General features: G+C 71.6%; 9 protein-coding genes. 8 read left to right on the top strand and 1 reads right to left on the bottom strand.

Going from position 1 to position 9,842, the window contains the following annotated elements; translation table 11 throughout:
* Positions 1-97: 97 nt before the first annotated feature.
* The 8 genes from H9652_RS00865 (at position 98) to hemQ (ending at position 9,476) form a co-directional block, all read left to right on the top strand.
* The gene (locus H9652_RS00865; protein WP_191794211.1) at positions 98-463 is read left to right on the top strand and encodes an ACT domain-containing protein; all 366 of its coding nucleotides are present in this window, start codon (positions 98-100) and stop codon (positions 461-463) included.
* 94 nt (positions 464-557) lie between these two features.
* Positions 558-1,577 (top strand): LacI family DNA-binding transcriptional regulator, encoded by a 1,020-nt coding sequence (locus H9652_RS00860; RefSeq protein WP_191794210.1) that lies wholly within the window; start codon positions 558-560, stop codon positions 1,575-1,577.
* 306 nt (positions 1,578-1,883) lie between these two features.
* Positions 1,884-3,587 carry a glycoside hydrolase family 13 protein gene (locus H9652_RS00855; RefSeq protein ID WP_191794209.1) on the top strand — a complete coding sequence of 568 codons (1,704 nt, stop codon included), beginning with the start codon at positions 1,884-1,886 and terminating at the stop codon, positions 3,585-3,587.
* A 50-nt stretch (positions 3,588-3,637) separates the two neighbouring features.
* A complete protein-coding gene (locus H9652_RS00850; RefSeq protein ID WP_191794208.1) occupies positions 3,638-5,023 on the top strand; it encodes an extracellular solute-binding protein in 1,386 nt (461 codons plus the stop codon).
* Positions 5,024-5,283: 260 nt separating this feature from the next.
* Complete coding sequence (locus H9652_RS00845; RefSeq protein ID WP_318243920.1) at positions 5,284-6,240, top strand: carbohydrate ABC transporter permease; 957 nt, start codon at positions 5,284-5,286, stop codon at positions 6,238-6,240.
* 221 nt (positions 6,241-6,461) lie between these two features.
* On the top strand, positions 6,462-7,349 hold the full coding sequence (locus tag H9652_RS00840) for a carbohydrate ABC transporter permease (RefSeq protein ID WP_225227556.1): 888 nt from the start codon (positions 6,462-6,464) through the stop codon (positions 7,347-7,349).
* A 128-nt stretch (positions 7,350-7,477) separates the two neighbouring features.
* A complete protein-coding gene (locus H9652_RS00835) occupies positions 7,478-8,674 on the top strand; it encodes a ferrochelatase (protein WP_191794207.1) in 1,197 nt (398 codons plus the stop codon).
* A 67-nt stretch (positions 8,675-8,741) separates the two neighbouring features.
* Entirely contained in the window at positions 8,742-9,476 is a 735-nt protein-coding gene (gene hemQ, locus H9652_RS00830) for a hydrogen peroxide-dependent heme synthase (protein WP_191794206.1), read from the top strand.
* On the opposite strand, the gene H9652_RS00825 is transcribed toward hemQ, so the two are convergent.
* Entirely contained in the window at positions 9,461-9,751 is a 291-nt protein-coding gene (locus H9652_RS00825) for a hypothetical protein (protein WP_191794205.1), read from the bottom strand. The genes hemQ and H9652_RS00825 overlap by 16 nt on opposite strands.
* Between the last annotated feature and the right edge of the window lie 91 nt (positions 9,752-9,842).

The following is a 9,842-nucleotide window of genomic DNA, read 5'->3' as shown; positions in this document are numbered from 1 at the left end:
GGCGCTCGGAGTGTGCCGCGCACACGGGTTGTTGTGCACTGCACGACACCTCTCGGGGGTGATTCGCGTGTCGGTGGTGCGCCCTAGGCTCGCGGGCATGTCCGCGCAGAAGCTCCGCCTCCTCGACTCGTTCTTCACGCTCGCGCACGAGCCCCACGCGTCCTTCCCCGACGACGACGAGTGGGTCGCGCTCGTCCGCGCACCCGAAGGCCTGACCGTCCTGCGCGAGGCCTCGCCCTTCGGCGGGGGCGGCGACCGGTGGGCCGGTTTCTACGGCGACCCCCACGGGCTCGGCAAGCCCGGCATGCTCGCGGCGATCGTCGGCCCGCTCGCCGACGCGGGGATCGCGGTCTTCGTCGCGTCGACGTTCCACGCCGACCTGGTGCTGGTCCCCGAGGACTCGGTCGAGTCCGCCGCGGACGTGCTTACCGACGCGGGACACACGGTCACGCGGGGACGGTGACGGCGCTGACGGGCAGCCCGACGAGCGCCGACGGGGCCACTCAAGATTGCGCAAGCGAACGCAAGCCGCTTGCGCTCTGCGTATAGTCAGGAGCATGTCCAGACGACTTGCCGAGGTGGCCAAGAAGGTCGGCGTCAGCGAGGCCACGGTCAGCCGCGTGCTCAACGGCAAGCCCGGGGTCTCCCAGGCGACGCGCGACTCCGTCCTCACGGCCCTCGACGTGCTCGGGTACGAGCGCCCCACCAAGCTGCGCGGTGAGCGCGGACGGCTCGTCGGCCTCGTGCTCCCCGAGCTCGCCAACCCCATCTTCCCGGCGTTCGCCGAGGTCATCGGCGGGGCGCTCGCGCAGCAGGGGTTCACGCCCGTGCTCTGCACGCGCACCGCGGGCGGCATCACCGAGTCCGAGTACATCGACCTGCTGCTCGGCCAGCAGGTCTCGGGCGTGCTCTTCGCGGGCGGGTTCTACGCCCAGCGCGAGGCCGACCACGAGCCGTACCGGCGCCTCGCCGAGCGCAACCTGCCCGTGGTCCTCATGAACGCCTCGATCGAGTCGCTCGACTTCCCGCGGGTCTCGTGCGACGACGTCGTCGCCATGAACCAGGCGCTCGGGCACCTGCTGTCGCTGGGGCACCGCCGGATCGGGCTGCTCCTCGGGCCGACCGACCACATCCCGTCCGAGCGCAAGCTCGCCGCGGCCCATGCGCTCGCAGCCCGCCACGGCGTGACCATCGACCCCGCGCTCGTCCAGCACAGCCAGTACTCGCTCGAGAGCGGCCAGGCCGCCTCGGTGCGGCTCCTCGACGCCGGGGCGACGGCGATCGTCTGCGCGAGCGACCCGCTCGCGCTCGGCGCGATCCGCGCGGTGCGCCGGGCCGGCAAGCAGGTGCCGACCGACGTCTCGGTCGTCGGTTACGACGACTCGGCGCTCATGAACTCGACAGACCCCGCGCTCACGACCGTCCGCCAGCCCATCGAGCCCATGGGGCGCGCGGCCGTCGACCTGCTCGCGAGCATGATCGCGGGGGCCGACGTGTCGCGCGACGAGCTGCTGTTCGAGCCCGAGCTCGTGGTGCGCGGCTCGACCGCGCCGCTGCGGAGCACCGGGAGCGACTAGCCGCGCCGTTGCCGACGAGGGCGCCGTCCCGGGACTCCCGGGGCGGCGCCCTCCGTGCTGCCCGCGCCCGCCCCGCCTGTCCGGCCTGCCCTGCGTCTGCCCTCTTGAGCCTGGCTCCATCGAGAAGGTCGCGTTTTGATAACGCTCCTGTCGAGTTCTTGCGTGATTGCTGTCGAGTGATTACGTTGATGCTCAAGACGACGGATCCACGGATCAGGAGTCCAGCGGCCCACCCACCCGGGACGCCGCGCTCGACGAGGAGCACCCGTTCACGGCTGAACGGGACGGACGGAAGACGAGGACACGGTGCGCGAGGACGACTCGACCCGAGGGACCGACGCCACCTGGTGGCGCGACGCGGTCATCTACCAGGTGTACGTACGCAGCTTCGCGGACGGCGACGGCGACGGCACCGGCGACCTGGCCGGCGTCCGGCAGCACCTGCCGTACCTGCGGGACCTGGGCGTCGACGCCATCTGGTTCACGCCCTGGTACCTGTCCCCGCTCGCCGACGGCGGGTACGACGTCGCGGACTACCGCGAGATCGACCCGCAGTTCGGCACGCTCGCCGAGGCCGAGCAGCTCATCGCCGAGGCCCGTGACCTGGGCATCCGCACCATCGTCGACGTCGTGCCCAACCACGTCTCGGCCGCGCACCGCTGGTTCCAGGCCGCGCTCGCCGCAGGCCCCGGCTCGCCCGAGCGCGAGCGCTTCTGGTTCCACCCCGGCAAGGGCCCGGGCGGCGACGAGATGCCCACGCACTGGGTCTCCGACTTCCAGGGCACCACCTGGACCCGCACCACGAACCCCGACGGCACGCCCGGCGAGTGGTACCTGCACCTGTTCACGCCCGAGCAGCCGGACCTCAACTGGAACCACCCCGACGTCCGGCGCGAGCACGAGGACATCCTGCGGTTCTGGTTCGACCGCGGCGCCGCGGGCATCCGGATCGACTCCGCGGCACTGCTCGTCAAGGACGCCACGCTGCCCGAGGTCCCGGCCCACCCCGGCCCCGGCGAGCACCCGCACGTCGACCGCGACGAGATCCACGACGTCTACCGCGGCTGGCGTGCCGTCGCCGAGTCCTACGACGAGCCGCGCGTCCTCGTCGGGGAGGTCTGGCTCGCCGACCGCGCGCGGTTCGCGCAGTACCTGCGCCCCGACGAGATGCACACCGCGTTCAACTTCGACTTCATGGCCCGCCCCTGGGACGCCAAGGCCCTGCGCGAGTCCGTCCAGACCACGCTCGACGCGCACGCCCCCGTCGGCGCCCCCGCCACGTGGGTCCTGTCCAACCACGACGTGACCCGCCCCGTGACGCGCTACGGCCGCGAGGACAGCGCGTTCGCGTTCGGCGCCAAGCGGTTCGGGACGCCGACCGACCTCGCCGCCGGACGCCGTCGGGCGCGCGCCGCCGCCCTCCTGTCCGCCGCCCTGCCCGGCTCGCTGTACGTCTACCAGGGCGACGAGCTCGGCCTGCCCGAGGTCGAGGACCTCCCGCTCGACGTCATCAACGACCCCATGCACTTCCGGTCCGGGGGAGTGGACCCCGGCCGCGACGGCTGTCGCGTCCCCCTGCCGTGGACGCGCGGCGGCACCAGCCACGGGTTCGGGCCCGACGGCGGTGCTCACCCCTGGTTGCCCCAGCCCGCCGGGTGGGGCGAGGTGTCCGTCGAGGCGCAGGCCGGCGACGACGCGTCGATGCTCAGCCTCTACCGCCGCGTCCTCGCGCTGCGGCACACCGAACCCGCGTTCCGCGCCGACTTCGCGTGGGCCGACGACCTCCTGCCCGGCGACGCGACGGGCGACCAGGTGCTCGCCTTCACGCGGGGAGACCTGCTGTGCGTCGTCAACCTCGGGCCCGCCGTCCCGCTGCCCGCCGGGTACGACGTGCTCCTGGCGAGCGCCGACCTCGAGCCAGGCGCCGCAGGCACCCGGCTCCCCACCGACACGGCCGCATGGCTCCGGCGCACCCCGCCCGGCCACGCGACCGGCACCACCCCCGCCTGACAGCACCGACACGCACCACCCGCACACCCGCCCGACAAGGAGCAGAGACAATGAAGTCCACACGCCGCGCGATCGCCCTCACCCTCGTGGGGGCCCTCACCGCCACCGCCCTCGCCGCCTGCTCGAGCTCCGGCTCGGGCGACGACGAGTCCGCCGACGGGAGGACCACCCTCAAGGTCGTCTCCCTCCTGCCCGGCTCCGAGCCCGAAGCCATCGACGCCTTCAACGAGCAGGTCAAGCAGTTCGAGGACGCCAACCCCGACATCGACGTCGTGCCCGAGGAGTACGAGTGGAAGGCGACGACGTTCGCCGCCCAGCTCGCCGGCGGCACCCTGCCCGACGTGTTCGAGATCCCGTTCACCGACGCCAAGACCCTCGTCGAGAACAAGCAGATCGCCGACCTCGACACCCAGTTCCGCACCCTGCCCTACGCCGACAAGTTCAACCCCGCCATCATCGACGCCGGCACCGGACCCGACGGCCACGTCTACGCCATCCCCGCCAAGAACGTCTACGGCGTCGGCCTCCACTACAACCGTGCCCTGTTCGAGTCCGCCGGCCTCGACCCCGACTCCCCGCCCACCACCTGGGACCAGGTCCGCGAGTACGCCAAGAAGATCGCCGACGCCAACCCCGGCGTCGCGGGCTACGCCCAGATGACGCAGAACAACACCGGCGGCTGGCAGCTCACCGTCAACACCTACTCGCGCGGCGGTCGTGTCCAGGACGTCGCCGACGACGGCACGGCCACCGAGTCGCTCGACAACGACGGCACCAAGGAAGCCCTCGAGTTCCTCAAGACGCTGCGCTGGGAGGACAACTCCATGGGCAGCAACTTCCTCCTCGACTGGGGCACCATGAACGAGGCCTTCGCCGCCGGACAGGTCGGCATGTACACGTCGGGCTCCGACGTCTACACCTCGATGGTCCAGTCCAACGGGCTCGACCCCGCGACCTACGGCCTCACCGCGCTGCCCCTCGACGGCGGCGACGCCGGCGTCCTCACGGGCGGCACCCTCGCGGCCATGCCCGCCAAGGCCACCGACGAGAAGAAGGCCGCCGCCGTCAAGTGGATCGACTTCTTCTATCTCAACAAGCTCGTCGACCAGGACGCCGCCGTCAAGGACGCCCAGACGCTCGTCGCGAGCGACCAGCCCGTCGGCACGCCCGTGCTCCCCATGTTCAGCAAGGAGCAGTACCTCGAGAACCAGGAATGGATCAAGGACTACATCAACGTCCCGCTGAACCAGATGACCGGTTACACCGACACCATGTTCGACCTGCCCCTCGTCGGTGAGCCGTCGCAGAAGACGCAGGAGATCTACGCGCTCATGGACCCCGTCGTCCAGGCCGTGCTGACCGACCAGAACGCCGACATCGACAAGCTGCTGGCGGACGCCAACAAGCAGGCCCAGGCGCTGCTCGACCAGGGGTGACGCCGGCCCGAGGTGAGGGGTGTCGCGCGACCTTCCCTCCGCGCTCGTGCCTCGCGCTCCCGCCAGGCCCGACCACGGTCGCGCCACACCCCTCACCCCGGGACCTCACCGCTGCTCTCGCCGGGGCCTCACCCGGTGCTCGTGAGAGCGGGGCCGGGGTGGCCCGGCCCCGCCCGGTCTCAAGAACTCCCGGTCGGTCGCGGGCGCCCCCTCCGACCGACCGGGAACCTCCTCTTCTCCTCGACCCCGAAGGACCTTCCGTGACCGCCACCAGTGCACCGGCGCGCAGACGCCACGAAGCGCCGGCCGACAAGCCCGCCCGACGACGGTCGCCCGCGACGTGGGTGCGCGGCGGCGGGCTCAGCAACCTGATCTTCATGCTGCCCGTGATCGTGATCTTCGGGGTCTTCTCCTGGTTCCCGATCGTGCGCGCGCTCCTCATGAGCGTGCAGGAGACGAACCTCGTCGACACCCGGTTCGTGGGGCTCGACAACTTCCGGTACGTGCTCGCCGACCCGCTGCTGTGGACCGCGGTCAGGAACACGGCGTACTTCGCGTTCCTCGCGCTGCTGTTCGGGTACCCGATCCCGCTCGTGGCCGCGGTGCTGATGAGCGAGGTGCGCAGGTACAAGGGCCTGTACTCGGCGCTCGCGTACCTGCCGGTCGTCGTCCCGCCCGTCGTGGCCGTGCTGCTGTGGAAGTTCTTCTACGACGCCGGTCCCAACGGCGTGTTCAACACGATCCTCGGCTGGGTGGGACTGGGCCCCTACCCCTGGCTGCAGGACGCCACCACCGCCATGCCGTCGCTCGTGCTCGCGGCCACGTGGGCCGGGGCAGGCGGCACGATCATCATCTACCTCGCTGCCCTCACGAGCGTCCCGCCCGAGCTCTACGACGCCGCCGAGGTGGACGGCGCGGGCGTGTGGCGCAAGGTGTGGCACGTGACCATGCCCCAGCTTCGCGGGGTCCTGTTCATCACGCTGATCCTGCAGATCATCGGGACCGCGCAGGTGTTCCTCGAGCCATACCTGTTCACGGGCGGCGGCCCCGCGAACTCGACCATCACGATCCTGCTGCTCATCTACAACTACGCGTTCGCGAACAGCCTGGGCGGCAACTACGGCGCGGCGACCGCGCTCTCGCTCATGCTCGCGCTCGCCCTCGCGGCCTTCTCCGCCCTGTACTTCCGCCTGACCCGGTCCTGGAGCACCTCATGACGACCCCGCGCACCGACCGTCCCGCCGCCGTCCCGCCCGGAACGCCCGGCAGCACGCCCGACCTCGCCGGGCCCGACGGCGCAGCCCGCCCCGGCGAGTACCCCTCTCCGCTGGAGGTCTCGGCCCAGGGCGGCGGCTCCATGGCGGGGCTCGCCGAGAGGGCCTACCTGACCCGTCGCGAGGGCGACGCGGCGCGCGAACGCAGGCGGCGTCGTCGGGCCATGGACGGCGTGGCCGACCGCGGCGCGGTATCCGTCGCGGACTGGCGGCGCCCCTCGGTGCGGTTCGGGATGGGCGGGACGCACGTCCTGCTGCTCGTGCTGCTCGTGGTCGCGGGGCTCGGGCCCATGCTGCTGCTCGCGAAGTTCGCGGTCACGCCCACGCAGGACATCCTGCGCACGCCCATGGCGATCTTCCCGAACGGCATCGCGTGGGACAACCTCGACAAGGCGTGGAACGAGGTGCAGGTCAGCAAGTACTTCTTCAACACGATCTGGCTCGCGCTGGGCTCGTGGGCCGTGCAGATGGTCGTCGCGACGACCGCGGGCTACGCGCTGTCGGTGCTGCGCCCGCGCTACGGCAAGGCGGTCCAGGCAGCCGTGCTGTCGACCATGTTCATCCCGGCCGTCGTGCTGCTCGTGCCGCTCTACCTGACGATCCTGGACCCGCCGCTGCTGGGCACCTCGCTCATCAACAGCTTCTGGGCCGTGTGGCTGCCCGCGGGGGCGAGCGCGTTCAACGTGCTGCTCGTGCAGCGGTTCTTCGACAACCTGCCGCGCGAGGTCTTCGAGGCCGCGCGCGTCGACGGGGCCGGCCCCTACCGGCTGTTCTGGTCGATCGTGCTGCCCATGTCCAAGCCCATCCTGGGCGTGGTGTCGGTGTTCGCGATCATCGCGAGCTGGAAGGACTTCCTGTGGCCGCTCCTGGTCCTCAAGGACCCCCTGATCCAGCCGCTGTCGGTGCGCCTGCCCGCGATCGCGGCAACGACCGACAAGGGCGTGTTCCTCGCGGCGCTCGCGATCTCGACCATCATCCCGGTGCTGCTGTTCCTCGTGTTCCAGCGCACGTTCCTGCAGGGCGCGGGGCTCGGGGGAGCGGTCAAGGGGTAGTCACGGGGGAGCGGTTCCATGCTCCGGGCGAGGGCGAGGGTCGTTCTGACGAACTGTCCCGTCAATGTCACGTCCGCGTCGCAGCCCTCCGGGGAAGAACCCCCAGGTGCGGCTGAGATGATGCGGACATGCCCTCGTTCTCGCCTCAGACGACGGCCGCCGGAACCGGTGCACGGACCAGCACCGCTCCTGCCGCTGCCGCAGAAGTCCGCCCTTACGACGCCCTCCTCCTCTACTCGTTCGGAGGACCCAACAAGCCCGAGGACGTCGTGCCGTTCCTGCGCAACGTCACGGTCGGCAAGGGGATCCCCGACGAACGTCTCGAGGAGGTCGGCGAGCACTACTACGGGTTCGGCGGCAAGAGCCCCATCAACGAGCAGAACCTCGCCCTCAAGGCCGCGCTCGAGGAAGAGCTCGCGGACCGCGGGATCGACCTGCCCGTCGTGTGGGGCAACCGCAACTGGGAGCCCTACACGCGTGACGCCGTCGAGCAGCTCGCCGGCACGGGCGCCCAGCGCGTGGTCGCCCTCGTGACCTCGGCCTTCTCGTCCTACTCCGGGTGCCGCCAGTACCGCGAGGACCTCGCGCTCACGCTCGACGCCCGAGGCGAGCTCGGAGCCGACGGCTCGACCGGCATCCAGTTCGACAAGGTGCGCTCCTACTTCAACCACCCCGGCTTCGCGCAGGCGAACATCGACGCCGTGCTCGAGGGGTACGAGGCGCTCGCGGCCAAGGGCGGCGACGTGCGCGAGGCTCGCCTGGTGTTCGTCACGCACTCGATCCCGCTGACCATGGAGGCCGCGTCGCGCATCTCGCACGCGACCTACTCGCGCCAGCACCTCGACCTGGCCCGCGTCGTCGCGGAGGAGGTCTCGACCCGCCTCGGCCACGAGGTCGAGTGGAACCTGACGTTCTGCTCGCGCTCGGGGCCGCCCGCGCAGCCGTGGCTCGAGCCGGACGTCAACGACCACCTCGAGTCGCTGGCCGCCGACGACGTCACGAACGTCGTGCTCTCGCCCATCGGCTTCGTGTCGGACCACATGGAGGTCGCGTACGACCTCGACACCGAGGCCATGGAGACCGCGACGCGCCTCGGGATCACCGCCGTGCGCGCCGGGACCGTCGGCACCCGCGCCCCGTTCGTCAAGGGCCTGGTGGACCTGGTCCTCGAGCGTGCGGCCATCGCGCGCGACGAGAAGTTCACCGAGGCCGTGGTCGGCGAGCTCGGCGCGTTCCGCTCGGTCTGCGCACCGGACTGCTGCCTGCGCCGCGACGGGGAGCCCAGCGGCATCCCCGCGCTGTGCAGCACGGACCTGCACCGCTGACCCGACGACCCGCACGACTCCCGGGACGTCGGCGTCCCAGGAGCACGCACTCCAGAGAGGCACGACGATGAACGACGCGCACCGCGTCCCCGTGGACCACGAACAGATCAACGACTCGATCCGCTACACGATGTGGTCGGTCTTCGCGCTGGCCGAGTCCCTGCCGGCCGACGCCGCCGAACGCACCGAGATGGTCGAGGCCGCGCTCGCCGCGGTCGGCGGCGGCGACGACCCGGCGGCCGTCGAGGGCGACCTCGTGGTCCGCGGCTGGTACGACCTGGGCGGACTGCGCTCCGACGCCGACCTCATGGTCTGGTGGCACGGCCCGACGATCGAGTCCGTCCAGGGCGCCTACCAGCGCCTGCGGGCGAGCGAGCTCGGCCGCCACCTCGAGCCGGTCTGGTCGAACGCGGCCCTGCACCGCCCGGCCGAGTTCAACCGCGGGCACGTCCCGGCGTTCCTCATGCACGAGGAGCCGGGCTCGTACCTGTGCGTGTACCCGTTCGTGCGGTCGTACGACTGGTACCTCCTGCCCGACGCCGAGCGCCGCACCATGCTGCGCGACCACGGTCTGGCGGCTCGCGACTACGCGGACGTGCGGGCCAACACGGTCGCGTCGTTCGCCCTCGGTGACTACGAGTGGCTGCTGGCCTTCGAGGCCCAGGAGCTGCACCGCATCGTGGACCTCATGCGGGACCTGCGGGCCACCGAGGCGCGCCGCCACGTGCGCGAGGAGACGCCGTTCTTCACCGGTCCCCGGACCACGCTCATCGAGTGGGCGGGGCGTCAGCCGCTGTCCTGACCTCGCGTCTCCGGGGCGTCCCGGACGTCCCCGGGGGCGCGGGCGTCGAGGAGGCGGCCCAGCGCCCCGAACAGGTCGACCGACAGCGGCACGTGGCCGTGCTCCCACGCCGGGGCGAGGTACTGCTGCTCGGCGAAGGTCCGGTCGGCCGTCGCGGTGGGCTCTGCCGATCCCGTTGCCGATGCCGCCGACCCCGCGCTGTCGCCGGACGTCTCGGCCCCGGGGGCCAGGACGTGGACGAGCGCGCCGAGCGCCGCTCGCAGCATGCTGTTCATGTGGTTCTCCGACGGCGGGCCGCGTCGCGGCGATCTGCTGGCGCCGGAGCGTAACCGGTCGAGGGCGCCCGGCGCCAGCGGGATGCGCACG

The sequence above is a fragment of the Oerskovia rustica genome (genome assembly GCF_014836555.1).
Taxonomy (GTDB): Bacteria; Actinomycetota; Actinomycetes; order Actinomycetales; family Cellulomonadaceae; genus Oerskovia; species Oerskovia rustica.
Note: the sequence above shows the minus strand (reverse complement) of the source record. Positions and strands in the feature narration are given on the sequence as shown.